Origin of the sequence: Streptomyces sp. NPDC097640 (assembly GCF_040302705.1) — a bacterium.
Lineage (GTDB): Bacteria > Actinomycetota > Actinomycetes > Streptomycetales > Streptomycetaceae > Streptomyces.
In genome coordinates this window covers 43032-68804 of the sequence record NZ_JBEOSB010000018.1, presented here as the reverse complement: position 1 = coordinate 68804, position 25773 = coordinate 43032, and the positions used below count along the sequence as shown (strand labels likewise).

The window sequence follows — 25773 nt, the reverse complement described above, 5'->3', positions numbered from 1 at the left end:
CGCTGACCTGCGCAAGAGCGGTCGGAGGGCGGTGGAGGAGGCCGTCCGGTTGACACAGTGTCCGAACGACGCGGCCGCCCTGGACAGTTCACGCGTTGTCGCCGGCTGGGGCGGTGGGAATGCTCGAAGCGCCGAACCACACACCACCACCCAGGCCGGAGACGCATATGACCGCACTGTCGCCGCACCTTCGCCAGGCCACGCCCGTGGTGGCGGTCCGGGGCGAGGGCGTCCACCTCTACGGCGAGGACGGGCGCCGCTATCTCGACTTCACCGCGGGCATCGGGGTCACCAGCACCGGCCACTGCCACCCCAGCGTGGTCGCGGCCGCCCAGGAGCAGGTGGGCACGCTCGTCCACGGCCAGTACACGACGGTCATGCACCCGCCGCTGCGGCGGCTGGTCGAGAAGCTGGGCGAGGTGCTGCCGCCCGGCCTGGACAGCCTGTTCTTCACCAACTCCGGCAGCGAGGCCGTGGAGGCCGCGCTGCGGCTGGCCCGCCAGGCCACCGGCCGCCCCAACGTCCTGGTCTGCCACGGCGGTTTCCACGGCCGGACCGTGGCCGCCGCCGCCATGACCACCTCGGGCATCCGCTTCCGGTCCGGCTTCTCGCCGCTGATGAGCGGGGTGGTCGTCACCCCGTTCCCGACCGCCTACCGGTACGGCTGGGACGAGGAGACCGCCACCCGCTTCGCGCTCCGCGAGCTCGACTACACCCTCCAGACGATCTCCTCGCCCGCCGACACGGCCGCGGTCATCGTCGAGCCGGTGCTCGGCGAGGGCGGATATGTGCCCGCGACCCGCGCCTTCCTGGAGGGGCTGCGGGAGCGGGCGGACCGCCACGGCTTCCTGCTGATCCTCGACGAGGTGCAGACCGGCGTGGGCCGCACCGGCCGGTTCTGGGGACACCAGCACTTCGGCGTCGTGCCGGACATCCTGGTCACCGCCAAGGGGCTGGCCAGCGGCTTCCCGCTGTCCGGCATCGCCGCCTCCGAGGAGCTGATGGCCAAGGCGTGGCCGGGCTCGCAGGGCGGTACGTACGGCGCCAACGCGGTGGCGTGCGCCGCGGCCTGCGCCACCCTCGACGTCGTGCGCGACGAGAAGCTCGTGGAGAACGCCGAGGCGATGGGGGCGCGGCTGCGGCTGGGCCTTGAGGCGGTGGCCGAGCGGACCCCGGCCATCGGGGATGTCCGGGGCCTCGGGCTGATGCTGGCCAGCGAGTTCGTCACCGAGGACGGCGAGCCCGACCCCGAGACCGCCGCCCGGGTGCAGCGGGCCGCCGTCGACGAGGGGCTGCTTCTGCTGCTGTGCGGGGCCTGGAACCAGGTGGTGCGGATGATCCCGGCGCTCGTGATCGACGAGGCGGCGATTGACGAGGGCCTGCGGGCGTGGGAGAACGCGGTGGCAGTCGGCACCTCGCCGGCCGGGCGTTGACGCCCGTCATCTCGCAGAACAACTCGACCCCGCCGACCCGCCGACCCGTCAGGAGTGACCCCGTGAGCATCATCGACGACGTACCGAAGCAGCTGTTCATCGCCGGTGCCTGGGCGGACGCCGCGGACGGCGCCACCATGCCCGTGGACAACCCCGCCACCGGGGAGATCCTCTGCCAGGTCGCCGACGCGGGCCCCAAGGACGCCCGGCTCGCGGAGGACGCGGCCGTCCAGGCGCAGCAGGAGTGGGCCCGTACGGCTCCGCGCGCCCGGAGCGAGATCCTGCGCCGCGCCTACGAGATCATCCTCTCCCGCACCGATGAACTCGCCGCCCTGATGACCTCCGAGATGGGCAAGCCGCTGGCCGAGGCGCGGGGGGAGGTGGCGTACGCGGCCGAGTTCCTCCGTTGGTTCTCCGAGGAGGCGGTGCGGATCGACGGCGGCTACGGTGTCCTGCCGGACGGCCGCAACCGCATGGTGCTGGGGCGCCGCCCGGTCGGCCCCTGTCTGCTGATCACCCCGTGGAACTTCCCGCTGGCCATGGGCACTCGCAAGATCGGCCCGGCCATCGCGGCGGGCTGCACGATGGTGCTCAAGCCCGCCCCGCAGACCCCGCTGTCCAGCCTGGCGCTGGCCGGGATCCTCAAGGAGGCCGGGCTGCCGGACGGCGTGCTGAACGTCGTCACCACCTCCCGGGCCGGAGAGGTCTGCGAGCCGCTGCTGCGCGGCGGCCGGATCCGCAAGCTGTCCTTCACCGGCTCCACGCAGGTCGGGCGGCTGCTGCTGGCCCAGTGCGCGGACGCGGTCGTACGCACCTCGATGGAGCTGGGCGGCAACGCCCCGTTCATCGTCTTCGACGACGCCGACCTGGATGTGGCCGTGGACGGCGCGATGGTGGCCAAGATGCGCAACATGGGCGAGGCGTGCACCGCCGCCAACCGCTTCTTCGTCCACCGGCCGGTGGCCGAGGAGTTCGCGCGGCGCCTCGCCGACCGCATGGGCGCGCTGGTCGTGGGCCCGGGCACGCAGGACGGGGTCGATGTGGGCCCGTTGATCGACGGCGCGGGCCGCGCCAAGGTCGAGGAGCTGGTCGCCGACGCGGTGGAGCGCGGCGCCCGGGTGATGGTCGGCGGCCGCACCCCGGAGGGGCCGGGCTGCTTCTACCCGCCGACCGTGCTCACCGACGTGGACCCCGGCAGCCGGCTGATGGCGACGGAGATCTTCGGCCCGGTGGCGGCCATCCTCACCTTCGACGACGAGGACGAGGTGGTGCGCCGGGCCAACGACACCCCCTGGGGCCTGGTCGGCTATGTCTTCACGGAGGGTATGGACCGCGCCTTCCGGGTCGGCGAGCGGCTGGAGGTGGGCATGGTCGGGCTGAACACCGGCCTGGTGTCCAACCCGGCCGCGCCGTTCGGCGGCGTCAAGCAGTCCGGGCTGGGCCGGGAGGGCGGCCGGGTCGGGATCGAGGAGTTCCTGGAGTACCAGTACCTGGCGGTGCCGGTGCGATGACGGCGCGCCCCGTAGCGAGTTGACCGGACCGAGTTGACCGGTACGGGGCAGGCCGTGTGCGTACGCTGACTCGGCGTACGCGGGGGCGAAAGACCGTCTACATGATCGGGTAGGGTCTACTTCGCGCGCGTGAGAACCAAGCGCGCACGACGCGCTGAGCAAGGACCAAGCCGGCGCAATCCCCAAGCGCCCGGGCGACCAAGTGCATTCCGTCCCGGCCGGTGTTGGGGAAGTACGTCTTTTTCGGGTCGCTGACCTACGGGGGCTTCATGAGTCAGGAATCCCCTTGCTTCAGTTGGCAATCCATCGCGATCATCTGACGAATCAAGGAGACGAGAAGTGCGAATTTCCCAGCGAATAGCGGCGACTGCCGCGTCCGCTGCCGTAATCCTCGGCGGCGCCGTGCTCACCGCCCCGACCGCCTCGGCGGCATCCCTGCCGAGGGCGTGCAACCTGATCGTTACGCAGACCAAGGAGGCTTCGGCGGCCGTGAACCTGCGCAGCGGCCCCGGAACGAGTTACACCTCCCTGGGACTCCTTTCCAAGGGTACCGATTTCACCGAGTACTGCACCAAGGATTACAAGTGGAGCTACGGTAAGGTCACCAGCGGGGCCAACAAGGGGAAGAAGGGATGGGTCAAGTACTCCCTCCTCAACCCCGTCGAGAAGTGATAACCCGCGCTGCAATTCCTTCGCGCGCACAGAACACTTTCTGAAGCCATAGTGTAGAGCCAAGTCAAAGCCCAACGTCGTTGCCGTACTCGCAGGCGCGGCTGGCGGACTTGGCCGAATGTAATTCACGCGCGTCGCCCGGGGCGGCCAGGCTCCGCTCGCCTGCGGCGAACGGCCCCTGGCCGCCCGCCTGCTTCACCACCTACAGGCGGGCACACCGCTCTTGGGCAACAGGGCTCTCCCGTCTGCGCGAGACACCGACGAGCAGTGGAAGTTGAACGAGCCGCTCCTGCCGCTGGGCGAGTACGGCCCGTACCCCGAGCGGCCGCGGAATCAGTTCGAGGGGGGGATCTGGCGCTCCGTCCGTGGCCGGGACCGGGCGCGGGCCGCTGCTCGTGGAGGCGCTCGCCGATTGATGGTCGGTGCTGGACCGATTACCGGTGGGGAAAACGGTCCGCGCCGAACTGAACCTGCCTCGCTGACGGTTCGACCGCCGTCTACAGGGTGGCCGGAGACCAAGGTCACGTGCTGCGACCTCGCAGGCGAAGGCCAGGCGCCTAGGACTTCCCCCTTCCGGACAGCTTGGGCAGGACCGACCGGGCGAACTGCGTGGCCGCCATGCAGTTGGCGCTGGTTCCCGTCAGGTGCCTCGGGGGGATGCGGGCGAGAACGGCCGCATAGCCGAAGGAGGTTGGCCAGGAGACCTCACAGCTGTCGCTGGCGGCGTCGGCGTGGGCGGTCGCGGAGGGGATGCCCGAGAGGTCCACCGCCTTCTCCGGGGTCTCGCGGTCGGAGATCAGCTGGATCGGGGCGGGGGCGTACGCGAGCGTGTAGGAGAAGTCGGTGTCGGCGCCGTACTCGGCGGACTGCCACTTGCAGGTCCGCACGCTCGTCGAGCCGCTCTGGTAGCCGCCCCGTGTTCCCGTGTCCACGAGCTGGTGATCCGCGATGAGGTCGTTGTCGATGATGTCGCACGGGTTGCCGCTCGCGGCGATGGGGCTGACGCTCGGCGTGGCCCCGGCACGGTCCCCGCCCTTGCCTGCGGGCGGATCGGGGGTGTTCAGTAAGGTCACCGTGCCCCAGGTGGCGGCCGTTCCGACGGCCAGGCCGAGCGCGGCGAGCGCGGCCCGGCGGCGGCGTACCGACCGGTGAGGGCGGGTGGGTACGGCATCGGAAGCGGAGTCCTCACCGTTCCCCGGCACCGCGCCCGAGCCCCCGAGCAGGACCAGTGTCGCCGTCCTGCGCTCGCTGATCATCGCGCTGACACCGGCGGGCAGCCATTCCGTGTCCTCGGCGGACGTGGCGAGATGCCTCAGCGCATCGGGGACGCGGGGCCGCCGGGCGGGCTCCCCGGCCAGGCACTCCGTGAGGAAGGTGACGAGCCCGTCCGGTACGCCGGTCAGGTCGGGCTCCTCGTAGACGGTGCGGTAGAGGACCACCTCGGGGCGGCCTTCTCCGTACGGGGCGTGCCCGGTGGCGGCGTAGACGAGGACGCAGGCGAGGGCGAAGACGTCGGACTCGGGTCCGGTCTGCTGCCCGCGCGCCTGCTCCGGCGACATGAACCCGGGGGTGCCGATCACCGAGGTCGACAGGTGGGCGGCGTCCAGGGCCCGGGCGATGCCGAAGTCGATGACGCGCGGACCGTCGTCGGCGAGGATCACGTTGCCCGGCTTCAGGTCTCGGTGGACCAGCCCGGCGGTGTGGATGGCTGCCAGTCCCTCGGCGAGACCGGAGCCCAGCACCCGCAGGGCCTTGTAGGGCAGCGGCCCGTGCGTCCTGACCGCCTGCTGGAGGGAGGGGCCCGCAATGTACGCCGTCACGAGCCACGGCGGGTCGGCTTCCGGATCGGCGTCCACGACCTGCGCGGTGTAGAACCCGCCGACCTTGCGCGCAGCCGCCACCTCCAGCGCGAAGCGGCGCCGGAACTCCGCGTCCGAGGCCAGTTCGGGGGCCACCACCTTCACGGCCACCAGCCGGCCGCCCGGGGAACGCCCCAGGAACACCTGCCCCATCCCACCGCGCCCGAGCCTCCGCAGCAGCCGGTACGGGCCGACGTGCCGCAGGTCTCCCGCTCCCAGGGGCTCCATCAGGCGACCGTCCACAACTGGATGACGGACAGCAGCTTGGCGTTGTCGGTCGCGGCGGCGAGGGTCTTGCCGTCCGGGCTGAACGCCAGGTCGCCCGCACCGCTGCGCCCCGCCTCCACGGTGACGATCCGTTTGCGGGAGGCAACGCCCCACAGACTGACCCCGCCCCCGCCCGCCCTGCCACCGAAGCCCCCGGCCAGCAGAGAGCCGTCCGGGGTGAACGCCATCGACTGATAGCCGGAGTCGGCGTCCGCGAGGGTCTCCAGCTTGTGCGAGGACACGTCCCACAGCGCGATCCCGCCGAAGGAGCCGGCCAGGCTCCTGCCGTCCGGGCTGAACTCGAGGGAGGTCACCCCGAACGCGTCGGTGCTCTCCAGCGGCAAGGTCGCGATGAGCGAGCGGGAGACGACGTCCCACAGTGCGACCCCGCCCTTCAGCTCGTCGCCGTAGCCGGCGGCCAGGATCTTGCCGTCCGGGCTGAAGGCCACGCTGCGCACCGCGCTGGTGCCGCTTCCCTTGCCCGCTCCGACGACCAGGGGGTCGATGGGGTTCCCGGAGGGGACCTCCCACAGCGGAACCTTCCCGATGCAGTCGCGGCCGCCCCGGCCGGCGGCCACGATCCGGCCGTCCGGGCTGAGGGCCACCGCCTCGATCCCCATCAGCGACTTGCCCTCGGTGCCGGAGACCACCGCGGTGACCTCGTTGCGGGAGGCGGCTTCCCACACCCTGACCGCCCCGATGTCCGAGGCGCTCTCGCCCTTGCTGATGTCCCGGGGCCGGTGGTAGCCGTGCGCGAGGAGCCCGGTCCGGCTGAATGCGACGGGGCCGCCGGAGCCGATCGTGTCCGGTACCGGCAGGACGGCGACCCGACTGCGGGAGGTGATGTCCCAGAGCCCGAGCACGCCTTCGACACTGATCGCCATGAGCCGGCCGTCCGGGCTGTAGGCCAGCCTGGGGACCGTATCGGTCTTGCCGAGGTCGAGGGTGGCCAAGGGGATGAGCTTCTCGGCCGCGGGCACGTCCTTCTGCCCGCCGTTCGATCCGCCGCCGCTACCGCCCCCTTGGCCCTTCGCCTCGTCCCGCGAGGCCAGTCCGATGCCCACTGGGACGGCGACGGCGGCGAGGGCGGCCGCGCCGGCGGCTGCCAGTAAGGCCCGGCGACCGGGGCCCCGGCCGCCGCCCAGGGCTGCCTGCTCGGCCTGCCGTTCGCCGACCATCCCCGCGAACTGCGGCGGCAGCCACGCGGTGCCCGGCTCCTGGGACCCGTCGGCCCCGTCGGACGGTGCGGTCAGGCGGTCGACGACCTCCGCGACCGTGGGCCGGTCGGCGGGGTCCTTCGCCAGACAGGCGGAGAGCAGCCCGGCGAGAGGGTCCGGTACGCCGTCGAGGTCCGGGTCGGTGCTGATGATCCGGTGCAGGGCGTCCGAACCCCGTTCCCCGCCGAACGGGGTGCGCCCGGTGGCTGCGTAGACCAGGACCCCGGCGAGGGAGAAGACGTCCGACGCGGGGCCCGGCTCGGCGCCGCGGACCTGTTCGGGCGACAGGAACCAGCCGGCGGTGCCGCCCACGGTCATGGACGGGTGGGCGGCTTCCAGGGCGCGGGCGATGGCGAAGTCGGTGACCCGCGGGCCGTCGTCGGCGAGGATCACGTTGCCCGGGGTGAGGTCCCGGTGGAGCAGGCCGGCGGCGTGGACGGCCGCAAGCCCTTCGGCGAGGCCGGAGCCGAGGACCCGTACGGCCCCGTGGGGCAGTGGTCCGTGCGCGTCCACCGCCTGTGCCAGGGACGGGCCGGGGATGTACGCGGTGGCCAGCCACGGCGGATCGGCCCGGGGATCGGCGTCCACGATATGCGCGGTGTAGAACCCGCCGACCTTGCGGGCCTCGGCCACCTCCTGTGCCAGGATCCGCCGGAACTCCCCGTCGGCGGCGAGTTTGGGGGTCACGACCAGAACGGCGACGAGCCTGCCGCCCCGGGTGCGGCCCAGGAACACCCGGCCGAGGTCCCCGTGTCCGAGGTTCCCGATCAGCCGGTAGGGACCTACGTGACGCGGATCTCCCGATTCCAAGGGCTGAACCATCGGTGGATCCCTTCAATCGGTTCCGAAGGCGGGGGAAGCATAGCCACGGTCTCCGCAATGCGTCGGTGGAAAAATGTTCTAGGGGGGAGGGGCCTTCTGATGAGCGGTGGCGGGTGCGGACAGGTGTTCCTGGCGCGATCTGTCGTGCGATTACGGGCCCTGGCAGATCGCGTATGGGCGCTTCCGCCGCCGGCAACGCGAGGGTGCGTGGGCCCGGCTGTTGACCCAGGAACGGGCGTCGGCGGGCCTGCCGCCGTCGTCGCGGGTCATTCCTCGTGGTCATTCCTCGTGCAGGGCGTCCCGTGCCGCGTCGACGAAGTCCGTGAGGGCGCCCCAGAAGGGGCGGTAGGCGGCATCGAAGTGCCCTACGGCCTCGGGGTCGTCGGACCGCATGCCCCGCAGCGCGCGGTGGAACGGGCCGGTCGCCTTCTGGAGCGCGTTCGCCGCCGCGGCGGCGCCGGGTGGTCCCTCCAACTCGACCACGCGCACGCGCCGCCGCAGCTTTCCGTAGGCGTCGAGTTCCCGCTCGACCAGCTCGGCGAGGGCGGCGGCCCGGCGTTCGGGGTCGGCGGTCCGCTGGGCGGCGGACACCTCCCAGTACACCTCGGCCGTCTGGTGCGCGTGCTCGATCAGATCGAGGTACGCCGTGCGCCGGCCCTCGCGCAGCCGCTCCGACTGCTGGGCCCTGGCGGCGGTTTCCGCCTGGATCCGGGCGGCCCGGGTGTTGCCCCGGCTGGTGACCCAGCTCGCCACTACGGCGGTGCCGCCGGTGAGGGCGGCGATCCAGAACGTGCTGTCAGGCAAGACCCGTGCTCCTCGGTTCGTCATGTCAGGCGGGCGGCCACCATCCCCCGATCGTAGGAAGATTAGGAAGATACGGAAGACGGAACGGTTCGGCGGTGCGGCGCGGGAGATACGTTCCGGGGCATGAGCGCATCCGGACTGCGGCCGGTCGTCACGGAGTTGAGGCTGTCGGCCTTCAAGACACACTGCCGCGCGGCCTTTCCCCTGGGGCCGCTCACCTTGATCGCCGGGCCCAGCGGAAGCGGCAAGTCCGGTGTGCTGGAGGCGTACGCGGCGCTCGCGCGCCTGGCGGGCGGCCACCGTCTGGAGGAGGTCTTCCGCGATCCCGCGGGGTATATCCCGCGGCGCGCGCGGCCGGACGGGCAGGGGCGGCGCGGCTTCCGGATCGGCTGCACGGTGGACGGCCCGGTCGGGCCGGTGCGGCTGGATGTCGCGGTGCAGGCGGAGCCCGAGCTGCGGATCGTGGGCGAGCGGATGACCGGCGCGGGGGAGACCCTGCTGGAGACGGCGCTGCGCGACCCGGGGCGGCGCCGGGTGCAGGCCGCCTGGCACACGGCGGGGGCGGTGGCGGTGACCCGGGCGCCGCTGCCCGACGACCGGCTGGCGACCTCGCTGCTGCCGCTGCGGGTGGCGGGCAACACCCAGGGGCAGCTGCTCGCGCTGGCCGCGGCCGAGCAGGTCGTCGTGGCGCTGCGGTCGGTCTTCGTATGCGACCCGCGGCCGGAGCGGATGCGGGCGCCGGTGCCGCCGCGGGACGGGCGGCTGCGGGGCGGCTGCGAGAACCTCGCGGCGGTGCTGCGGCGCACCAGCCGGGAGTGCGGCAGCCGGCACGCGGCGCTGGTCGCGGCGGTGCGGGCGGGGTGCACCGGGCCGGTGGAGGACCTGGTCACGGAGGGCCCGGCGGGCGGGGTGGTGCGGGCGCTGCTGGCCCAGGGGGAGCTGGGGGCGATGCCCGTCGAGCGGCTGGGGGACGGCGAGCTGCGCTATATCGCGCTCGCGCTGGTGCTGCTCACCGGGCCGGGGGTGCTGGAGATGGACGCGGGGGCGGATGTGCTCTCGGCGCGGCAGGCGCTGACGGTGCTGGCCGACGGGTTCGACCGGTGCCTGGACCGGCGGCAGGCGCGGGCGCTGCTGGGGGTCGCGGCACGGATGTGCGCACGGGGGCACATCCGGCTGGTGGGGACGGTGGCGGAGCCGCCGGTGGCGGACCCGCCGGGGGCGGGGGAGGTCACCGGGGCGACAGTGGTAAACCTGGGGTGTGAGCGAGGCACGAGAGTACCGACACCCCGATGACCCGCCCCGGGACCACCCCGCGGACGTGCCGGCGTTGCAGCGTCGGCTCGCCGCGTTCGCCGCGGCGCGCGACTGGCAGCCCTACCACACGCCCAAGAACCTGGCCACGGCGCTGAGCGTCGAGGCGTCGGAGCTGGTGGAGATCTTCCAGTGGCTCACGCCGGAGGAGTCGGCGCGTGTGATGGAGGACGAGGGGAGCGCGGCCCGGGTGGAGGACGAGGTCGCCGATGTGCTGGCGTATCTGCTCCAGTTCTGCGAGGTGTTGGGGATCGACGCGCTGGAGGCTCTCGCCGCCAAGATCGACCGCAATGAGCTCCGTTTCCCGGCCACCAAGCGGTAAAGATCTTGGATCTGTCACTCTCCGTAGTGACAAAGTTATCCATAGCGCAACTGTTGTCAACAGATTCCTGAATTCCCCTAGCTTTTCTGCCTGTTAGTCATCACTCTGGGTAGTGGAGGAGTGACGGGTGTGGGAAGTCCGTTGAGAGGGGTTCGGGTCATGGACGCTATGCGGCTGATCGGTGTCACTCGGCGCGCCCTGGCGCAGGCCGGGACCGTGCACGACATCGTGGCCGAGGCTTGGCAGATACAGGCGCTCGCGGAGGCGATCGGCAGTCGCTTCGTGGCGAGCGGCCCGGCGGCGGCGCGTGCGGAGGCGCGCGGCCTGTGCGAGGCGGGAAGCAGGGCGCGCGGCGCCCTGTTCCACCCCGCGCTGCACCACCCCGCCCTGCGCGGCGGGGGCTTACGGGCGAGTCAGCTGACCGAGGTGGGAGATCCGAGGGAGGTGCTGCCGGCCCTCGGCGATCTGCTCGCGGAAGCGGGCTTCGCGCTGGTCGGCGTCGCCTCCAACACGGACGAGGAGGCGCTCTACTGGCAGTGCGTCGAGGCGATCGACGCGGCGGACGAGGCGCGGGACCGGGTGCACGGGATGCTGAGGCACCTCACGGTGCTGGAGTGGGGTGGCGCGGCATGACAGTGCAGGATGGGACGCATGGATCTGCGAATCTTCACCGAGCCCCAGCAGGGGGCGAGCTACGACACCCTGCTCACCGTCGCCAAGGCCACCGAGGACCTCGGGTTCGACGCGTTCTTCCGCTCCGACCACTACCTGAAGATGGGGGATGTCGACGGGCTGCCCGGCCCCACCGACGCGTGGATCACCCTCGCCGGGATCGCGCGCGAGACCCGGCGGATCCGGCTGGGCACCCTGATGACGGCGGCGACCTTCCGGCTGCCGGGCGTGCTCGCGATCCAGGTCGCGCAGGTGGACCAGATGTCCGGCGGGCGCGTGGAGCTGGGCCTGGGCGCGGGCTGGTACGAGGAGGAGCACCGGGCCTACGGCATCCCCTTCCCGGCGGAGAAGTTCGCCAGGCTGGAGGAGCAGCTGGCCATCGTCACCGGCCTGTGGGGCACGCCGGTCGGCGAGACGTTCAGCTATGAGGGGACGTACTACCAGCTCGCCGACTCTCCCGCGCTGCCCAGGCCCGCGCAGGGCCAGGTGCCCGTGCTGATCGGCGGCCATGGGAAGACCCGCACGCCCCGTCTCGCGGGGCAGTACGCGGACGAGTTCAATATGCCCTTCGCCTCGGCGGAGGACAGTGAGCGGCAGTTCGGGCGGGTGCGGGCGGCGGCCGAGGCGGCCGGCCGCAAGGGCGACGACCTGGTGTACTCCAACGCGCTGGTGGTCTGCGTCGGCAAGGACGACGCCGAGGTCGCCCGGCGGGCCGGCGCGATCGGGCGTCAGGTGGACGAGCTGAAGGAGAACGGCCTGGCGGGCTCGCCGGCCGAGGTCGTCGACAAGATCGGCCGCTTTGCGCAGGCCGGCTCCTCCCGGATCTACCTCCAGATTCTGGACCTGGACGACCTCGACCACCTGGAGCTGATCTCCTCCCAGGTCCAGGCCCAGCTGGGCTGAACCCCACGCGACACCGCACTGACGCAACACCGCAACACCGCACCACCCTGAGCAAGGAGCACCTGTGATGTCTGCCCGCCGTACGTCCCTGGCCGCCGCCCTGGAGCGCGGGCCGCTCGTCCTCGACGGCGGGCTGTCCAATCAGCTGGAGGCGCAGGGCTGCGATCTCTCCGACGAGCTGTGGTCGGCCCGGCTGCTGACCGACGACCCACAGCAGATCGAGGAGGCCCACGCGGCGTATGCGCGGGCGGGCGCACAGGTGCTGATCACCAGCAGCTACCAGGCGACCTACGAGGGGTTCGCCCGCCGGGGCGTGCCGGAGAAGGAGGCCACGGCGCTGCTGGAGCGCAGCGTGGAGCTGGCGCGCCGGGCGGCCGAGGGCGAGGGCGGCGGCACCGCCGGCCGGCCGGTGTGGGTGGCCGCCTCCGTCGGGCCGTACGGGGCGATGCTGGCGGACGGCAGCGAGTACCGCGGGCGCTACGGGCTCGGCGTCGGCGAGCTGGAGGCGTTTCACCGGCCGCGGATCGAGGCGCTGGCCGCGGCCGGGCCCGATGTGCTCGCCCTGGAGACGGTGCCGGACACCGACGAGGCCGAGGCGCTGCTGCGGGCGGTCGAGGGCTGCGGGGTGCCGGTGTGGCTGTCGTACAGCATCGCGGGGGAGCACACCCGGGCCGGGCAGCCGCTGCGCGAGGCGTTCGCCCTGGCGGCGGGGAACGACCAGGTGCTGGCCGTGGGCGTCAACTGCTGCGAGCCGGGCGACGCCGACCGCGCGGTGGAGATCGCCGCCGAGGCCACCGGCAAGCCGGTGGTCGTCTATCCGAACAGTGGCGAGGAGTGGGACGCCAAGGCCCGCGGCTGGCGCGGGCGGGCCACGTTCGACCCGGCGCGGGTGAAGGCGTGGCGCGACGCGGGCGCGCGGCTCATCGGCGGCTGCTGCCGGGTGGGGCCGGACCGGATCGAGGAGCTGGCGGCCGTGATGGCCGACGAGGGGAGGTGAGGAGAGGGCCCGAGCAACCCGAGCAACCCGAACAACCCGTGCGAGAGGAAGGGGCTTAAACAATTAGAAACGCGGTGGGGGTCCGGCGATACTCGGACGGGTGTTCCTGACGATAACCACCACCGGCAGCGCCGAGAGCCCCGCGACCGACCTCGGATTTCTGCTGCACAAGCATCCTGACAAGGCGCAGCGGTTCTCGACCTCTCATGGCACGGCGCATGTCTTCTACCCCGAGGCGGACAGCGAGCGCTGCACGGCGGCGCTGCTGCTGGAGGTGGACCCGGTGGCGCTGGTGCGCCGGGGCCGGGGCAAGGGCCGGGGCGGCGCCCCCGACGCGGCCCTGGGGAACTACGTCAACGACCGCCCCTACGCGGCCTCTTCCCTGCTCGCCGTCGCCCTGAGCAGTGTCTTCTCCAGCGCGCTGAAGGGCCGGTGCAAGGCGCGCCCCGAGCTGCCGGAGCGGGCGATGCCGCTGCGGATCGAGGTGCCCGCCCTCCCCGCGCGCGGCGGCGCCGAGCTGGTGGTGCGGCTGTTCGAGCCGCTGGGCTGGGCGGTGACGGCCGAGCCGGTTCCGCTGGACGAGCGGTTCCCGCAGTGGGGCGACTCGCGCTACGTCCGGCTGGTGCTGGAGGGCGAGCTGCGGCTGGCCGACGCGCTGCGCCATCTGTATGTACTGCTGCCGGTGCTCGACGACGCCAAGCACTACTGGGTGGCCCCGGACGAGGTGGACAAGCTGATCGGCTCCGGCGAGGGCTGGCTCGAGCACCACCCCGAGCAGCGGCTCATCACCAGCCGCTATCTGGCCCGCCGTTGGTCGCTGACCCGCAGCGCCCTGGAGCGGCTGGAGCTGGTGCGGCTCGCGGAGGCGGACGACACGGAGGTGGAGGAGATCGACAACGCGGTCGACGAGCGCTCCGACACCGAGGAGAAGCCGGTGCCGCTGGCCGTGCGGCGGCGCGAGGCGATCCTCGACGCCCTGCGCTCGGCCGAGGCCGCCCGGGTGCTCGACCTGGGCTGCGGACAGGGCCAGTTGGTGGGCGCGCTGCTCAAGGAGGCGCGATTCACCGAGATCGTCGGCGTCGATGTGTCGATACGCGCGCTCAACGAGGCGGCCCGGCGGCTGCGCCTGGACCGGATGAGCGAGCGCCGCTCGGAGCGGGTGAAGCTGGTCCAGGGGTCGCTCGCGTACACCGACAGCCGGCTGCGCGGATACGACGCCGCGGTGCTCAGCGAGGTGATCGAGCATCTGGACCCGCCGCGGCTGCCCGCCCTGGAGTACGCCGTGTTCGGCGCCGCCCGGCCCCGTACGGTCGTGGTGACCACGCCGAACGTGGAGTACAACGTGCGGTGGGAGACCCTGCCCGCCGGGCGGGTGCGCCACCCCGACCACCGCTTCGAGTGGACGCGGGAGGAGTTCCGCGGCTGGGCGGAGACGGTGGCCGAACGCCACGGATACGCGGTGGAGTTCCGCCCCGTCGGCCCCGACGACCCCGAGGTCGGCCCGCCGACCCAGCTCGCCCTGTTCCACCTCCGCGCCGAAACCGGCACGACACCGACCACCACGATGACGACCGCCGCGACCACAAAGGAGACGGCCGCATGACCACCACCACCACGCGCGGCCTCGCCGTGCCCGACCTGTCCCTCGTGGTCCTCATCGGCACCACCGGCTCCGGCAAGTCCAGCTTCGCCCGGCGCCACTTCCTGCCCACCCAGATCGTCTCCTCCGACGTCTGCCGCGGGCTGGTCGCCGACGACGAGAACGACCAGAGCGCCACCCCCGAGGCCTTCGACCTGCTCCACTACATCGCGGGCAAGCGGCTCGCCGCCGGGCGGCTCACCGTCGTCGACGCCACCAACGTCCAGTCCCAGGCCCGCCGCAGCCTGATCGAGCTGGCCCGCGCACACGATGTGCTGCCGGTCGCCATCGTCCTCGACGTGCCGGAGAGCGTCTGCGCGCGGCGCAACGCCGAGCGCCCCGACCGCGCGGACCTGCCCGCCCATGTCATCCCGCGCCAGCGCCGCGAGCTGCGCCGGTCGCTGAAGTCCCTGGAGCGCGAGGGCTTCCGCAAGGTGCACATCCTGCGCGGCGAGGCGGAGGTCGAGGCCGCCGGGATCGTCACCGAGCGCCGCTACAACGACCTGCGCCACCTGACCGGTCCGTTCGACGTCATCGGCGACATCCACGGCTGCCGCTCCGAGCTGGAGACCCTGCTCGGCAGGCTCGGCTACGCGCTGGACCGCGACACCCTCGGCCGCCCCGTGGACGCCACCCACCCCGAGGGCCGCACGGCCGTCTTCGTCGGCGACCTCGTGGACCGCGGGCCCGACAGCCCCGGCGTGCTGCGCCTGGTGATGGGCATGGTCGCCTCGGGTGCGGCGCTGTGCGTGCCCGGCAACCACGAGAACAAGCTGGGCCGTTACCTCAAGGGCCGCAACGTCCAGCACACCCACGGCCTGGCCGAGACCATCGAGCAGCTGGAGAAGGAGGACGCCACGGACCCGGCCTTCCGCGACCGGGTCCGGGACTTCATCGCCTCGCTGATCAGCCACTACGTGCTGGACGGCGGCGCCCTGGTGGTCTGCCACGCCGGGCTGCCCGAGAAGTACCACGGCCGCACCTCCGGCCGGGTCCGCTCGCACGCGCTGTACGGCGACACGACCGGCGAGACCGACGAGTTCGGCCTGCCCGTGCGCTACCCGTGGGCCGAGGACTACCGCGGCCGCGCCGCCGTCGTCTACGGCCACACCCCCACCCCTCGCGCGTCCTGGCTGAACAACACCATTTGCCTGGACACCGGCTGTGTCTTCGGCGGCCGGATGACCGCCCTGCGCTGGCCCGAGCGCGAGCTGGTGGACGTTGCCGCCGAGCGGGTCTGGTACGAGCCCGTCAAGCCCCTGACCACCGAGGCCCCCGGCGGCGCCGACGGCCGCCCGCTCGACCTGAAGGACGTCCACGGCCGCCGCGTCGTCGAGACCCGGCACATGGGCCGCATCGCGGTGAAGGAGGAGAACGCGGCGGCCGCGCTGGAGGTCATGAGCCGCTTCGCGATCGACCCGAAGCTGCTCCCGTACCTCCCGCCGACCATGGCCCCCTGCGCCACCTCGCGGGAGGACGGCTACTTGGAGCACCCGGCGGAGGCGTTCGCCGCCTACCGGGCGGACGGGGTGCGCCAGGTGGTGTGCGAGGAGAAGCACATGGGCTCGCGCGCGGTGGTGCTGGTCTGCCGCGACGAGGAGGCCGCGGCCGAGCGCTTCGGCGCTCCGGAGGGCGTGTCCGGCGCGCTGTATACGCGCACGGGCCGGCCGTTCTTCGACGACCCGACGACAACCGAGCGCATCCTGCAGCGGCTGCGCGGCACCATCGGCCACGAGGGCCTGTGGGAGGAGCTGGACACCGACTGGCTGCTGCTCGACGCCGAGCTGATGCCGTGGTCGCTGAAGGCGGAGGGGCTGCTGCGCAACCAGTACGCGGCCGTGGGCGCGGCCTCGGGCGCGGTGTTCCCCGGGGCGCTCGCGGCCCTGGAGTCCGCCGCCGCGCGCGGCGTGGACGTGGCCGGCCTGCTCGGCAAGCAGCGCGAACGCGCCGTGGACGCGGCCGCCTTCACCGATGCCTACCGGCGCTACTGCTGGCCGGTCGGCGATCCGGGGCAGGGCTGGCCGGGCGAGGAGTCGGAGACCGGCGGGCGGCGCCTGGTGGGGCCGCGCGGCACGGACGGGCTGGACGGCATCCGGCTGGCGCCGTTCCAGATCCTGGCGGCGCGCGGCCGCAGCCTCGCCGAGCTCCCGCACGACCAGCAGCTCGCGCTGATCGACCGGATCGTCGAGCGGGAGGAGCTGGACGCCTACGCGAACAACTCGATCTGCGCCTTCGTCCCGAAGTATGTGAACCGGCTGCTGGCCCCAACCCGCCGGCTGATCGTCGACACGGAGGACGAGGGATCGGTCGCCGAGGGCGTGCGGTGGTGGCTGGACCTGACGGAGGCGGGCGGCGAGGGCATGGTGGTCAAGCCGCTGGCGGGGCTGGTGCGCAAGGAGGGCGGCACGGGCGGTCGGCTCGTCCAGCCGGGTGTCAAGTGCCGCGGCCGCGAGTACCTCCGGATCATCTACGGTCCGGAGTACACCCGCCCGGAGAACCTGGACCGGCTGCGCGAGCGGCACCTGGGCCACAAGCGGTCGCTCGCGCTGCGGGAGTATGCGCTGGGGCTCGAGGCGCTGGACCGGCTGGCGGAGGGGGAGCCGCTGTGGCGGGTCCACGAGGCGGTGTTCGGCGTGCTGGCCCTGGAGTCCGAGCCGGTCGACCCCCGCCTCTAGGGCGAGCCGCGCCTGCGGCGGGCTCTGCCCCGGACCCCGGTCCTCAATCGCCGGACGGGCTGGCTGTGCTTTGCCCTCAAACGCCGGGCGGGCTCAGTCCAGCCCGTCCGGCGATTGAGGACACGCCCGAAGGGCGTCCGGGGGTCCGGGGGCTTGCCCCCAGTTGTGGGAAGGGGCGGGTAGGGGACACAGCGTTGATATGCGGCTCCGCCGCGCGGCGCCGCAGGCGCGCGTCAGAGCCATGACGGCGAGGCGCCATTGACGTGCCAGTGACATGTGCCTAGCGTGCTGTCGCCCGGGTCTCGGTCGCAGGTTTCTCGCCGGACTGTCTCAGGACTGTCGCGGGGCTTCCGCAACCCCCGCCCGCCGTGCCTATAACTGGAACAGCCCTGATAACGGGGACAGTTGAGGTCGACTCCGCGAGCCGGACGACGCACTTATCGATATGCGGCTCCGCCGCGTGGCACCGAGCGGGGAGGGCGGATGAGTCTCTTCGAGGGCGGCCGGCCCTTCCTTCAGGCACTCCCCGCGCAGGACCGGCGCGCGCTGCTCGCGCTCGGCAGACCACGGACGTACGAGCCCTCCCAGGTCGTGCTGCGGGAACACGACCGCACGGCCTTCGTGGTCGCCATCACCTCCGGGTGGGCCACCGTCTCGGTGGAGACCGAGCGCGGTGTCCGGCTGATACTGGCGCTGCGCGGGGCGGGCGAGGTGGTGGGCGACCAGGCCGCCGTCGACCACGGCTCGCGCAGCGCCACGGTCACCGCGCTCGGGCGGCTGGAGGCGGTCGTCGTCTCCGGGGACCGTTTCCGCGCGTATCTGGCCGCGCGGCCCGCCGCCACCATCCTGATCATGCGTCAGCTCAGTTCCCGACTGCGCGCCTCCGACGGCGAGCGCCGCTCCCTGGCCTCCGAGAAGGTGCTCCAGCGCCTGGCGGCCCGCCTCGTCGAACTCGCGGAGCGCACCGGGCGCCCGGAGGCCGACGGCGGCATCTCCGTGGACCTGCCGCTGCCACAGCACGACATCGCCGCCGCCGTGGGGTCGACCCGGGAAGCGGTCGCCAAGGCGCTGCGGCTGCTGCGCGACCAGGGCGTCGTACGGACCGCCTCGCGCCGCTTCGTGGTCGTGGACACCGGACTGCTGCGCCTGCTGGCCGAGGGGCGCGCGACGGGGTGACCGGGGGCGGCCCGTCCGCCTCCGGCCGCCCGCGCGCAAGCCCCTGGGGAAATCTCCGCCGACTGTGTAAACGGCTACAGCCGTCCGAGCTCCGGGCCGCGACTCTGAAGAAGGTAGCGGGAGTGGGGCCGTGTGCGACGGGGGTGTACACGGCCCAGCGCCCGACACCGGAGAAGGGCGGCGGAGCGGAGGCACGGGGGCAGCGCCCCGCCGCCCACTTCGACCACCGGACACGAGCGGCGCCGGACACGAACAGCGCCGGACACGAGCGGCACCAGGCATGAAGGACGGCGGGGCGATGAGCGGAAACAAGGCCGGCCACGCGGACAGTCGGACGCGGCGGAACACCCCGCCCGAGGAGCGGACCGGCGCCCCCCTGGACATCCCCGTGGACAGCCCGCTGGGCACCGCGGGCGAGTCGGGCGGCGCCCGGGCGGCCCGCGAGGCGCGCGCGAGTCTGCGCCACGACGCGCATCCCGGCCCCCGCGGGGGCGAAGTGCTCTCCGCCCCGGCCGGTCCGTTCCCCGAGGGGCCCGTGTCCCACGACGAACTCGTCCGGCTGCGCCGGATCCACCGCCGGGGCCCGGGCTACGCCGCCATGCGGGACCATCTGCGCCGCGCCCACCTCCTCGCGCTGTGCGGCGAGCCCGGCACCGGGCGCGGCTGGACCGCGCTCGCGCTCCTGGCCGAGCTGGCCGGGACGACCGGCGGCGGCGTCTGGCGGCTGGGCGCGGCCCCCGCTGCCGGTCCCGGCCCCGGGCCCGGCGACGAATGCGCGGTCCCCGCGGGGGAGAAGACCGCGAGGGGCCATGGCTATCTGCTCGAACTACCCACTGAACCGACGGACTTCGGGCCCGGCGGCCTCCTGGACCGGCTGCGCGCCCACTTCGCCGAGCACGAGGCGTTCGCGGTGGTCCTCGTCCCCGGTGGCGCCGCGGCCGACCGGCTGCTGCGCGGCCACCGCCACGCCGTGCCGTACGAGCCCCCGGCCGCGGCCGATGTGCTCGACGCGCACCTGTCCGACCTGCTGGCCGACGAGCCGCAGGACCTCCTCCGCCGGGCCCGCGCGACCGCCGGACGCGCCGAGGTGACCGAGGCCCTGGGCCTGGAGGAGCCGCTGCCGGGCGAGGCGGCCCGGCTGGCCCGCCACCTCGCCCAGCACGCCCGGGGCGCCCTGTCCGAAGCGGAACTGCTCGCGCGCTGCCGGTCGTTCGCCCCGCGCCAGGCGCGCGCGTGGTTCGCGGACGCCGACCGCCCCGGCACCCTGCCCGCCGCGCTGCCCGCGCTGCGCCGGGCGGCGCTGCGCATCGCCCTCGCCGTCTTCGACGGCTCGTCCCACAGCCTGACCGCCGAGGCCGCCGAACTGCTGGCCTGGGAGCTGGCGGTCACCCTCGACCCGCAGTACGCGCCCGGGCGCCCGGTGTTCACCGCGCCCGCCGACGCCCTGCCCGTCGCCGCCCGGGCGACGCTCGGGGAGGGCGTGGAGGACCTGGGCGAGGCCTCCGTACCGGTCCGCACGGTGTGGTTCCAGGGCCGCCGGCTGGCGCCCGCTGTGCTCTTCGAGGTGTGGGACCACCACCACAACACGCGCGGCCCGATGGCGCGCTGGCTGCGCGGGCTGTGCGACGACCCAAGGCCCCAGGTGTGGGTGCGGGCCGCCGTCGCCGCGGGCGTGCTCAGCGCCCGCGACTATCTGTACGGCCTCACCGAGCTGCTGCTCCCGCTGGCCCGTGGGGACAGCCCGGTGCAGCGCATGGCGGCGGCCACCGCGCTCGCCGAGGCGTCGCGTGACGCCGAGGTGCGCCCCGCCGTGGCGGGCCTGCTGCGCGGCTGGGCCGAGGGCGGCGACGAGCGGGAGCGCGAGACCGCCGCGCTCGCCCACGGCTACGGACTGGCGGCCGGCTCGCCCGCCGCGTCCCTGGAGGAGCTCGGCCGGATCGCGGCCGCGGACGGCTGCTCCACCGCCTCGTACAGCGCGGTGCGGCTGCTGGCCGGGGCTGACCCCGAGGCCGTGCTGGGGCGGCTGGCCCACTGGCTGGCCGACACCCGCCGCTCCCGCCGCGACCTCGCGCTGCTGACGGCGCTGCGCGCGGTCCGGACCCGCACCTCGCATCTGTGGGGTCTGCGGGAGGCGCCGGAGCTGGCGCCGTACGCCGCCTGGCCGCTGGCCACGGGGCTGCTGGCGGCCCGCCCCGAGTGCCGGACGGCGCTGGCCGAGCTGCTGCGGGCCGCGCTGACCTGGGCCAGATCGGCAGGGGCCGCCGAGGACGCGCTCGTGGGCTGGATGCGGCGGGCGGCCGGCGACGAGCGGCAGCTGGCGGTGTTGTGCGACTTTCTCCCCCTGCTGGCGCAGGAGGGCCAAAAACCGCTCGACCCGCGGGCCGCGACACGGATACGGGAGGTGCTGGAAGCGCTGTGAGGAGAAGAACGGTGATGGTGGAAGAGGCAATGCTGGAAGACGAGGCAACAGACGAGGGGACAGACGAGACGACCGATCAGGCGGCGCGGATGAGCCCGGCCGCCCCGGCGGCGGGAGCGCGGCGGCTGCGCGAGGCGCTGCGGCAGGGCGGCGAGGGGTTCCCCGCGGCGCTCCGCGAGGCCGACGACGGCCTGCTGCTGAGCGCGCTCGACGGAGGGATGCCCGCCGACCGGGCGACCCGCGTCGTCGTGGAGCTGGTGCGCCGCGCCCCCGAGCGCGGGCCGGAGCTCGCGGACGCGGTGTGCGAGAAGGTGCTGCTGGCCAGGCTCTATCTGGAGACCCCGGAGCAGTCGGGCCACGACGACCGGCTGCGGGTGCGCAACGCGCTGATGCTGTACGAGGGCCTGGTCCGGCCCTGCGCGCAGCGCGGCGGCACCCCCGAACTGCTGGCGTGCGTGATGCCCGCGCTGTGGGCCGCGCGGGGTGGCGCGGGCCGCGAGGTGGTGCGCCGCATCGTGGACTCCCGGCAGCCCACCGGCTTCGGCGAGCGGGCCTGGAAGGAGCTGTTCACCAGCGCCGCCGAGGAGTGCCGCGAGCGCGAGGCCGCGGCGGAGGCCGTCGCCCGGCGCGGGGCGCGCCGCTGGTGGCCGCTCCGGAGGCCGTACCGGGGCGAGGACGGCGGCCGGATCGATCTCCAGCCCGGCCAGCTGTGGGTGTCCGTCCTGCTGGGGCTGATCTCCGTCGCGCTGGTGCTGATCGTCGTCCTCGCGGCCCGGTAGCTTGCGAAGATGGAGGCATGGGATTCCATGTGGACTCCGAGGCCGGGCGGCTGCGCCGCGTCATCCTGCACCGTCCAGACCTGGAGCTGAAGCGGCTCACGCCCTCCAACAAGGACGCGCTCCTCTTCGACGACGTCCTGTGGGTGCGCCGGGCCCGCCAGGAGCATGACGGCTTCGCGGACGTGCTGCGCGACCGCGGCGTCGAGGTGCATCTGTTCGGGGATCTGCTGGCCGAGTCCATGGCCGTCCCGGCGGCGCGGGCGCTGGTGCTGGACCGCGTCTTCGACGAGAAGGAGTACGGTCCGCTGGCCACCGACCATCTGCGGGCGGCCTTCGACGAGCTGGGCGGCGCCGAGTTGGCGGAGGCGCTGATCGGCGGCATGACGAAGCGGGAGTATCTGGAGCGGCATCCGGAGCCGACCTCCATCCGCTTCCACACCATGGAGCCGGACGACTTCCTGGTGAACCCGCTCCCCAACCACCTCTTCACGCGGGACGCCTCCGCCTGGGTGTACGACGGGGTGTCCATCAACGCGATGCGCTGGCCCGCCCGCTGGCACGAGACGGTCCACTACGAGGCCGTCTACCGCCACCACCCGCTGTTCGCGGACGACGGCTTCCATGTCTGGTCGGAGGGCCAGGCGGCCTATCCGTCGACGATCGAGGGTGGTGATGTTCTGGTGATCGGCAACGGCGCGGTGCTGATCGGGATGAGCGAGCGGACCACGCCGCAGGCGGTGGAGATGCTCGCGCGCGGGCTGTTCGCGGCGGGCTCCGCCCGGACGATCGTGGCGCTCGACATGCCCAAGGCGCGGGCGTTCATGCATCTGGACACCGTGATGACCATGGTCGACGGGGACACCTTCACGCAGTACGCGGGCCTGGGGATGCTCCGCTCGTACACCATCGAGCCGGGCGTCGCCGACCAGGAGCTCAAGGTCACCGACCATCCGCCGGAGCATATGCACCGGGCGATAGCGGCCGCGCTCGGGCTTGACGCCATCCGGGTGCTCACGGCCACGCAGGATGTGCACGCGGCGGAGCGGGAGCAGTGGGACGACGGCTGTAATGTGCTCGCCGTCGAGCCGGGGGTGGTCCTCGCGTACGAGCGGAACGCGACCACCAACACCTATCTGCGCAAGCGCGGGATCGAGGTCATCACGATCCCGGGCAGCGAGCTGGGCCGGGGGCGGGGCGGCCCGCGCTGTATGAGCTGCCCGGTCGAGCGGGACCCCGTGTGACGCCAGCGGCGTCATGCGGCGGAGTCATATATCGGGGCGGATCGGCCGGAAACCTCTCGCAGTGCCCGGGATCACAGCCCGAACGGGCTTCCGCATATATGCAGTGGCTCGTATAGACTTCCACGGTCTTCCCGATCGCACCCTAGGAGCCCGACATGGCGACAGATCTCACCGGCCGCCACTTCCTCAAGGAGCTGGACTTCACCGCCGAGGAGTTCCGCCATCTCGTCGCCCTGTCCGCCGAGCTGAAGGCGGCCAAGCGCGCGGGCGCCGAGGTCCAGCACCTCAAGGGCCGGAACATCGCGCTGATCTTCGAGAAGACCTCCACCCGCACCCGCTGCGCCTTCGAGGTCGCCGCCGCCGACCAGGGCGCCTCCACCACCTACCTGGACCCGGCCGGCTCGCAGATCGGCCACAAGGAGTCGGTGAAGGACACCGCGCGCGTGCTGGGCCGGATGTTCGACGCGATCGAGTACCGCGGCAGCGGGCAGGACGTGGTCGAGGAGCTCGCCGCGTACGCCGGGGTGCCCGTCTACAACGGGCTCACCGACGACTGGCACCCCACCCAGATGCTCGCCGACGTGCTCACCGTCACCGAGTACACCGACAAGCCGCTGGACGAGGTGTGCTTCGCCTACCTCGGTGACGCCCGCTACAACATGGGCAACTCCTACCTGATCACCGGCGCGCTGCTGGGGATGGACGTGCGGATCGTCGCGCCCCGGGGGCTGTGGCCCGACGAGGCAGTCGTGGAGCGGGCCCAGGCGCTCGCGAAGGACTCCGGCGCCCGCGTCACCCTCACCGAGGACGTCGCCGAGGGCGTGGCCGGTGCGGACTTCGTCGCCACCGACGTCTGGGTGTCGATGGGGGAGCCCAAGGAGGTCTGGGACGAGCGCATAGCGCTGCTCGGCCCCTACGCGGTCACCATGGACGTGCTGCGCGCCACCGGCAACGACGACGTGAGGTTCCTGCACTGCCTGCCGGCCTTCCACGACCTGGGCACCGCCGTGGGCCGCGAGATCCACGAGCGCCACGGGCTGACCTCGCTGGAGGTCACCGACGAGGTCTTCGAGTCCGCGCACTCCGTCGTCTTCGACGAGGCCGAGAACCGGATGCACACGATCAAGGCGGTGCTGGTCGCCACGCTCGGACGGCCCTGACGCTCGGGCGGTCTCAGCGCTCGGACGGTCTCAGCGCACCGTGGCCGGCAGCCTGAACCAGATCGCCTTGCCCTCGCGGGTGGGGCGGTAGCCCGCCTCCGCGCTGAGGGTCCGGAGCAGCTGGAGGCCGCGGCCGCGCTCGGGGACCTCGCGCGGGTCCGCGCCGGTCGGGGCGACGGGGCCGGTTGGCGCGCCGGGCTCGCGGAGGCCGGCGGGCGGGTTCGGGTCCTGGTCGTGCACCTCGACCTGCCACGCCCCGTCCGGCGTCAGCTCCACCGCCAGCTCTATGGGCTCGTCGCCGTCCGTATGCTGCACCGCGTTGGCGACCAGTTCGGCCGTGAGCAGCTCCGCGGTGTGGCCGTCCACGGGCGCGCCGGTGTCCGCGAGGGTGTTGCGGACCAGCGCGCGGGCAAGCGGGACGGCTGCCGTGGTGTGCGGCAGGGCGAAGCGCCAGGAGGCGGTGGTGGAGGCGGGGTCGGGCACGGCTCGGTCCAGTCGGTGACGAAACCTCACGGTCTCTCGGGTGCCTCCCAGCGGTAGCCGGAGGAAGTATGAAGCGGACGATAGCGCCGCAAGAGGCTGTAGACCACTCTTGATGTGACTTATGACTACTCGTTTGTCGGATGGCGGGGCTCCCGGGGGCTCTCCGGCCGTACTCCACGCCGCACTTATCGTGCACTCGTGACGACAGTCACACTTGGGTGATAACTTCGAAGGGCAGGCACCAGCCGCCCGGCTGAAGGAGGCCCTGGCCCATGAGTCCGTTCACCGGCTCCGCGACCGGGACCGGGGAATGGCGGCATCTGCGCCTGGCCCTCGACGCCGGCGTCGCGACCGTCACCCTCGCCCGCCCCGAGAAGCTCAACGCGCTCACCTTCGGCGCCTACGCCGATCTGCGCGACCTGATCGCCGAGCTGGCCCGCGAGGGCTCCGTACGGGCCCTGGTGCTGGGCGGGGAGGGCCGCGGCTTCTGCTCCGGCGGCGACGTCGACGACATCATCGGCGCCACCCTCGCCATGGACACCCGCGAGCTGCTCGACTTCAACCGCATGACCGGGCAGGTCGTGCGCGCCCTGCGGGAGTGCCCCTTCCCCGTCGTCGCGGCCGTGCACGGGGCCGCGGCGGGGGCCGGCGCGGTGCTGGCCCTGGCCGCCGACTTCCGGGTCGCCGACCCGTCGGCCCGCTTCTCGTTCCTGTTCACCAAGGTCGGGCTGTCCGGCGGCGACATGGGCGCCGCGTATCTGCTGCCGCGCGTCGTGGGCCTCGGGCACGCCACCCGGCTGCTGATGCTGGGCGAGCCGGTGCGCGCCCCGGAGGCCGAGCGCATCGGCCTGATCAGCAAGCTTGTCGACGAGGGCCGGGCGGCGGCCGAGGCCGCGGCGCTGGCCCGCCGCCTCGCCGACGGGCCCGCGCTCGGCCTCGCCCAGACCAAGGCGCTGCTCACGGCGGAGCTCGACATGCCGCTGGGCGCGTCGATCGAGATGGACGCGGCCACGCAGGCGCTGCTGATGAACAGCGCCGACTACGCCGAGTTCCACGCCGCGTTCACGGCTCGGCGCCCGCCCCACTGGCAAGGGCGATGAGCCGGCCGCCCCGGCCAACTCGGCCGGCTCAGCCGACTCAGCTGCCCCGGCCGCCCGAGCCGGCCGAGCCGACGCCGCCGCCCGAGCGGGTTCAGCGGGCGCAGCCGCCCCGGCGGCCTCCGCAACCCGAGCGGGCCGAGTCGACCCAGCGGGCCCAGCCGACTCCGTCGACCCAGCCGCCCCAGGGGACGCAGCCGCCGCCTCAGCAGGCCCAGCCGACCCCGCCGCTCCCGCCGGCCGAGGCCCCCGCCGGCCGGGAGCGCGCCCGGCCGGCGCAGGCCCCGCGGCCCGTCCGGGCGCCGCAGGCCCCG

General features: G+C 73.3%; 21 protein-coding genes and 1 pseudogene. 18 read left to right on the top strand and 4 right to left on the bottom strand.

Annotated features, from left to right (window positions below; translation table 11 throughout):
- Positions 1 to 167: 167 nt before the first annotated feature.
- The 4 genes and pseudogenes from ABTY62_RS27100 to ABTY62_RS27085 all read left to right on the top strand — a co-directional run.
- Positions 168 to 1433: an aspartate aminotransferase family protein gene (locus ABTY62_RS27100; protein WP_352132021.1), complete on the top strand. Its 1266-nt coding sequence runs from the start codon at positions 168 to 170 to the stop codon at positions 1431 to 1433.
- A gap of 71 nt (positions 1434 to 1504) precedes the next feature.
- The gene (locus ABTY62_RS27095) at positions 1505 to 2944 is read left to right on the top strand and encodes an NAD-dependent succinate-semialdehyde dehydrogenase (protein ID WP_352132127.1); all 1440 of its coding nucleotides are present in this window, start codon (positions 1505 to 1507) and stop codon (positions 2942 to 2944) included.
- A 339-nt stretch (positions 2945 to 3283) separates the two neighbouring features.
- Positions 3284 to 3616 carry an SH3 domain-containing protein gene (locus ABTY62_RS27090; RefSeq protein WP_352132020.1) on the top strand — a complete coding sequence of 111 codons (333 nt, stop codon included), beginning with the start codon at positions 3284 to 3286 and terminating at the stop codon, positions 3614 to 3616.
- A gap of 374 nt (positions 3617 to 3990) precedes the next feature.
- Positions 3991 to 4098, top strand: a pseudogene (locus ABTY62_RS27085) (ATP-binding protein); the annotation flags it as partial.
- A 75-nt stretch (positions 4099 to 4173) separates the two neighbouring features.
- Here ABTY62_RS27085 and ABTY62_RS27080 read toward each other — a convergent pair.
- Both ABTY62_RS27080 and ABTY62_RS27075 read right to left on the bottom strand, forming a co-directional pair.
- Positions 4174 to 5703 (bottom strand): serine/threonine-protein kinase, encoded by a 1530-nt coding sequence (locus ABTY62_RS27080; protein WP_352132019.1) that lies wholly within the window; start codon positions 5701 to 5703, stop codon positions 4174 to 4176.
- Positions 5703 to 7781 carry a WD40 repeat domain-containing serine/threonine protein kinase gene (locus ABTY62_RS27075; RefSeq protein WP_352132018.1) on the bottom strand — a complete coding sequence of 693 codons (2079 nt, stop codon included), beginning with the start codon at positions 7779 to 7781 and terminating at the stop codon, positions 5703 to 5705. The genes ABTY62_RS27080 and ABTY62_RS27075 overlap by 1 nt, the downstream gene beginning before the upstream one ends.
- Before the next feature lie 106 nt (positions 7782 to 7887).
- Between ABTY62_RS27075 and ABTY62_RS47550 the strand changes: the two genes are divergently transcribed.
- A complete protein-coding gene (locus tag ABTY62_RS47550) occupies positions 7888 to 8130 on the top strand; it encodes a transposase (protein WP_502997526.1) in 243 nt (80 codons plus the stop codon).
- Here the strand turns inward: ABTY62_RS47550 and ABTY62_RS27065 are convergent.
- Entirely contained in the window at positions 8061 to 8585 is a 525-nt protein-coding gene (locus ABTY62_RS27065) for a hypothetical protein (RefSeq protein ID WP_352132017.1), read from the bottom strand. The two genes, ABTY62_RS47550 and ABTY62_RS27065, sit on opposite strands and share 70 nt — an antisense overlap.
- 123 nt (positions 8586 to 8708) lie before the next feature.
- Between ABTY62_RS27065 and ABTY62_RS27060 the strand changes: the two genes are divergently transcribed.
- The 12 genes from ABTY62_RS27060 to argF all read left to right on the top strand — a co-directional run bounded on the left by ABTY62_RS27060 (position 8709) and on the right by argF (position 23879).
- Entirely contained in the window at positions 8709 to 9878 is a 1170-nt protein-coding gene (locus ABTY62_RS27060) for an AAA family ATPase (RefSeq protein ID WP_352132016.1), read from the top strand.
- Positions 9844 to 10218, top strand: coding sequence for a nucleotide pyrophosphohydrolase (locus tag ABTY62_RS27055; RefSeq protein WP_385346188.1), 375 nt, complete (start codon positions 9844 to 9846; stop codon positions 10216 to 10218). The genes ABTY62_RS27060 and ABTY62_RS27055 overlap by 35 nt, the downstream gene beginning before the upstream one ends.
- Positions 10219 to 10377: 159 nt before the next feature.
- Entirely contained in the window at positions 10378 to 10851 is a 474-nt protein-coding gene (locus ABTY62_RS27050; RefSeq protein ID WP_311723727.1) for a DUF6099 family protein, read from the top strand.
- A gap of 18 nt (positions 10852 to 10869) precedes the next feature.
- Positions 10870 to 11793 (top strand): LLM class F420-dependent oxidoreductase, encoded by a 924-nt coding sequence (locus ABTY62_RS27045; RefSeq protein ID WP_311723726.1) that lies wholly within the window; start codon positions 10870 to 10872, stop codon positions 11791 to 11793.
- A 67-nt stretch (positions 11794 to 11860) separates the two neighbouring features.
- On the top strand, positions 11861 to 12790 hold the full coding sequence (mmuM, locus tag ABTY62_RS27040) for a homocysteine S-methyltransferase (protein ID WP_352132015.1): 930 nt from the start codon (positions 11861 to 11863) through the stop codon (positions 12788 to 12790).
- 100 nt (positions 12791 to 12890) lie between these two features.
- The gene (locus ABTY62_RS27035; protein WP_352132014.1) at positions 12891 to 14393 is read left to right on the top strand and encodes a 3' terminal RNA ribose 2'-O-methyltransferase Hen1; all 1503 of its coding nucleotides are present in this window, start codon (positions 12891 to 12893) and stop codon (positions 14391 to 14393) included.
- Positions 14390 to 17104 (top strand): polynucleotide kinase-phosphatase, encoded by a 2715-nt coding sequence (locus ABTY62_RS27030; protein ID WP_352132013.1) that lies wholly within the window; start codon positions 14390 to 14392, stop codon positions 17102 to 17104. The genes ABTY62_RS27035 and ABTY62_RS27030 overlap by 4 nt, the downstream gene beginning before the upstream one ends.
- A gap of 483 nt (positions 17105 to 17587) precedes the next feature.
- Positions 17588 to 18280 carry a Crp/Fnr family transcriptional regulator gene (locus ABTY62_RS27025; RefSeq protein WP_352132012.1) on the top strand — a complete coding sequence of 231 codons (693 nt, stop codon included), beginning with the start codon at positions 17588 to 17590 and terminating at the stop codon, positions 18278 to 18280.
- A 298-nt stretch (positions 18281 to 18578) separates the two neighbouring features.
- Positions 18579 to 20699, top strand: coding sequence for a hypothetical protein (locus ABTY62_RS27020; protein WP_352132011.1), 2121 nt, complete (start codon positions 18579 to 18581; stop codon positions 20697 to 20699).
- 14 nt (positions 20700 to 20713) lie between these two features.
- Positions 20714 to 21478, top strand: coding sequence for a hypothetical protein (locus ABTY62_RS27015; RefSeq protein WP_352132010.1), 765 nt, complete (start codon positions 20714 to 20716; stop codon positions 21476 to 21478).
- 17 nt (positions 21479 to 21495) lie between these two features.
- Positions 21496 to 22719 carry an arginine deiminase gene (locus tag ABTY62_RS27010; protein ID WP_311723718.1) on the top strand — a complete coding sequence of 408 codons (1224 nt, stop codon included), beginning with the start codon at positions 21496 to 21498 and terminating at the stop codon, positions 22717 to 22719.
- A 155-nt stretch (positions 22720 to 22874) separates the two neighbouring features.
- A complete protein-coding gene (argF, locus tag ABTY62_RS27005; protein WP_352132009.1) occupies positions 22875 to 23879 on the top strand; it encodes an ornithine carbamoyltransferase in 1005 nt (334 codons plus the stop codon).
- Positions 23880 to 23909: 30 nt separating this feature from the next.
- Here the strand turns inward: argF and ABTY62_RS27000 are convergent, their stop codons facing one another.
- Positions 23910 to 24362: an ATP-binding protein gene (locus ABTY62_RS27000; RefSeq protein ID WP_352132008.1), complete on the bottom strand. Its 453-nt coding sequence runs from the start codon at positions 24360 to 24362 to the stop codon at positions 23910 to 23912.
- 272 nt (positions 24363 to 24634) lie between these two features.
- Between ABTY62_RS27000 and ABTY62_RS26995 the strand changes: the two genes are divergently transcribed.
- A complete protein-coding gene (locus tag ABTY62_RS26995) occupies positions 24635 to 25462 on the top strand; it encodes an enoyl-CoA hydratase family protein (RefSeq protein ID WP_311723714.1) in 828 nt (275 codons plus the stop codon).
- Positions 25463 to 25773: the final 311 nt, after the last annotated feature.

What these genes read in the sequence shown, in the direction of transcription:
- ABTY62_RS27100 (WP_352132021.1), top strand. Translation starts at nt 168, where the DNA reads ATGACCGCACTGTCGCCGCACCTTCGCCAGGCCACGCCCGTGGTGGCG.
- ABTY62_RS27080 (WP_352132019.1), bottom strand. Translation starts at nt 5,703, where the DNA reads ATGGAGCCCCTGGGAGCGGGAGACCTGCGGCACGTCGGCCCGTACCGG.
- ABTY62_RS27075 (WP_352132018.1), bottom strand. Translation starts at nt 7,781, where the DNA reads ATGGTTCAGCCCTTGGAATCGGGAGATCCGCGTCACGTAGGTCCCTAC.
- ABTY62_RS27060 (WP_352132016.1), top strand. Translation starts at nt 8,709, where the DNA reads ATGAGCGCATCCGGACTGCGGCCGGTCGTCACGGAGTTGAGGCTGTCG.
- ABTY62_RS27050 (WP_311723727.1), top strand. Translation starts at nt 10,378, where the DNA reads ATGGACGCTATGCGGCTGATCGGTGTCACTCGGCGCGCCCTGGCGCAG.
- ABTY62_RS27045 (WP_311723726.1), top strand. Translation starts at nt 10,870, where the DNA reads ATGGATCTGCGAATCTTCACCGAGCCCCAGCAGGGGGCGAGCTACGAC.
- mmuM (WP_352132015.1), top strand. Translation starts at nt 11,861, where the DNA reads ATGTCTGCCCGCCGTACGTCCCTGGCCGCCGCCCTGGAGCGCGGGCCG.
- ABTY62_RS27030 (WP_352132013.1), top strand. Translation starts at nt 14,390, where the DNA reads ATGACCACCACCACCACGCGCGGCCTCGCCGTGCCCGACCTGTCCCTC.
- ABTY62_RS27025 (WP_352132012.1), top strand. Translation starts at nt 17,588, where the DNA reads ATGAGTCTCTTCGAGGGCGGCCGGCCCTTCCTTCAGGCACTCCCCGCG.
- ABTY62_RS27020 (WP_352132011.1), top strand. Translation starts at nt 18,579, where the DNA reads ATGAGCGGAAACAAGGCCGGCCACGCGGACAGTCGGACGCGGCGGAAC.
- ABTY62_RS27015 (WP_352132010.1), top strand. Translation starts at nt 20,714, where the DNA reads ATGGTGGAAGAGGCAATGCTGGAAGACGAGGCAACAGACGAGGGGACA.
- ABTY62_RS27010 (WP_311723718.1), top strand. Translation starts at nt 21,496, where the DNA reads ATGGGATTCCATGTGGACTCCGAGGCCGGGCGGCTGCGCCGCGTCATC.
- argF (WP_352132009.1), top strand. Translation starts at nt 22,875, where the DNA reads ATGGCGACAGATCTCACCGGCCGCCACTTCCTCAAGGAGCTGGACTTC.
- ABTY62_RS26995 (WP_311723714.1), top strand. Translation starts at nt 24,635, where the DNA reads ATGAGTCCGTTCACCGGCTCCGCGACCGGGACCGGGGAATGGCGGCAT.